Genomic DNA, 1,781 nt, shown 5'->3' with positions numbered 1-1,781 from the left:
CAGTCGAGGATCATGCTGCCAGCTTGCCTTCACAACTCTTCATCAGTTCGTAGGCGATACGCAAGGCCATGGCACTCAAGGTACGGCAAGCTCTCGTATATGAGTTATTCTGCCAGGCACCGATTTGCCAATCCGAATGCGGTCCGCGAGAATCGACCGTGGTATAGGCGAGGCGATTCCACGGCGCGCAGATCACGCCGTTGGGGTGAAGGAAATTGCCGCCGCGTGGCGTATCCAGTCGATCGTCAATCCTGCCGGTCGCCGGATTGAACCAGTGCCAAGCTGGCGGGATTGCTGGATAGCCATCACACCTCACGCGCAGGTGGTAGGTCACGCCGCCCTTAGCGGGCAGCCCGAGGTCGAAGGTGAGGTCATCGATCTGCTTGATCGACCAGCACATGAGGCCAGCATTCTCCTCGAGCGCGTCGAGTTCGACCTTCACCAACAGGGCAGCGGGAGTGCTCACGATGATCAAACCCCGGAACCGGTGGCGACTAGCGTCAGCTTGTACCTGCCGCTCTTGAGCCCGAAGCTCACCAGAGGGCGATTGACGGGCTCGAGGTGGACATCGCCGTAGTAGAGCTCGAACGCGTCCCCTTCGGCGAGATCGCGGTCCATCACCACTTCATTGATCACTTTCTCGACCTTGTCGTTCTTGTCGAACGAGCCGCGGAAGACGCCGTTCGGCGTCGCGATCTCGAGCACGACTTCATCGTCGTTGTGACCTTTCCGCGAATTCTCGCCGGGGCCTTTATTTTCCTGAGACATTCATTAACTCCATCGTTGTCGGGCTGCTTGCCCGGCGGTTACGCCCCGAATCTGCGCGGGGGGTGAAGCAAACCCCTTGGCCCCAGCAGTTCTGTGTGTTAGTCCCACTTCTGGGAACACTGAGTCTGATATGGCATGCCGCGAGGTCGAGTGCAATAGTCATCCCACATTTGGGAACCATTTTTGTGATGGAGCCGCGGTTTGCCATGAAGTTGATTGGGATATCGAAGCTGGATGAGCTCGCGCACCGTGGCCGAGACGCTCTTGATGGGGCGGCGGGGGCTCTTCTTGCTGAGCTCGAGGCAGCCGCGTGGCAGTCAATGGCTGAAATCGCTGACTTCTTTCCATCGGCGGTGATCGACGGAACCAGGGTTCGGATTCCGCTCAACGGCGGCTTTCGGGTAGATTTCCTCGCCGACTGCGAGGCACAGATAGTTCTCATCGAGTATGCGGGTGCGGCAAGCGGGGCACGCGCCAGCAAGACAGGGAGCAAGGCGGCATGACGGTTCGACCAATACGCACGGAGGAAGACTATCAATCGGCACTGAAGCGTGCCGCGGCGCTGTTCGGGCGCGGTAGCAGGAAGGACCGCGATGAGCTGGAGGTGCTACAGGCTCTCATCGAAAGGTGGGAGCGATCCAAGCATTCGCTTGAAGCAGCCACGCCCGCGCAGGCGATTAAGTTCCGCATGGCGCAGACCGGACTGTCACAACGCGATCTGATCCCATACCTCGGGAGTAAGTCGCGAGTATCGGAGATACTCAACGGCCAGCGGCAGCCCACTGTTGATCAGATTCGGGCGCTGCATCAGCATCTAGGCATTCCCGTTAATTCGCTGATTGGCTCGTCCAGACATGAGCCTGCGGCCGGCCAGTCGAGGACCTCGATAGCAGCCGAGGGTAAGCTTCGTAGGCTTGGTGTGATGAAAGCGAGAGAGAATCTCGCTGGCTTCCTGTCGCGTTCGAAGATTTCCGCTCCGGCAGTCGCCATGCTGCGCAAGACCAGAACTGAGC

The 1,781-nt window shown here is 59.2% G+C and carries 4 protein-coding genes; 2 read left to right on the top strand and 2 right to left on the bottom strand.

Annotated features, from left to right (window positions below; genetic code table 11):
• Window positions 1-10 precede the first annotated feature (10 nt).
• Window positions 11-475: a hypothetical protein gene (locus tag EOA75_RS32450; RefSeq protein ID WP_127326108.1), complete on the bottom strand. Its 465-nt coding sequence runs from the start codon at window positions 473-475 to the stop codon at window positions 11-13.
• Window positions 472-768 carry a hypothetical protein gene (locus EOA75_RS32445; protein WP_127326107.1) on the bottom strand — a complete coding sequence of 99 codons (297 nt, stop codon included), beginning with the start codon at window positions 766-768 and terminating at the stop codon, window positions 472-474. Before EOA75_RS32445 ends, EOA75_RS32450 begins: the two co-directional genes overlap by 4 nt.
• 206 nt (window positions 769-974) lie before the next feature.
• Between EOA75_RS32445 and EOA75_RS32440 the strand changes: the two genes are divergently transcribed.
• Window positions 975-1,271: a hypothetical protein gene (locus EOA75_RS32440; RefSeq protein ID WP_127326106.1), complete on the top strand. Its 297-nt coding sequence runs from the start codon at window positions 975-977 to the stop codon at window positions 1,269-1,271.
• Window positions 1,268-1,781: helix-turn-helix domain-containing protein (locus EOA75_RS32435; RefSeq protein WP_127326105.1), on the top strand; the 514-nt coding region annotated here is incomplete at its 3' end. The genes EOA75_RS32440 and EOA75_RS32435, both read left to right, overlap by 4 nt.

This window comes from Mesorhizobium sp. M1A.F.Ca.IN.022.07.1.1 (assembly GCF_003997575.1).
Lineage (GTDB): Bacteria > Pseudomonadota > Alphaproteobacteria > Rhizobiales > Rhizobiaceae > Mesorhizobium.
This window is presented reverse-complemented; position numbering and strand designations above follow the sequence as displayed.

Coding starts and splice junctions, on each gene's coding strand:
- EOA75_RS32440 (WP_127326106.1), top strand. CDS start 975: ATGAAGTTGATTGGGATATCGAAGCTGGATGAGCTCGCGCACCGTGGC.
- EOA75_RS32445 (WP_127326107.1), bottom strand. CDS start 768: ATGTCTCAGGAAAATAAAGGCCCCGGCGAGAATTCGCGGAAAGGTCAC.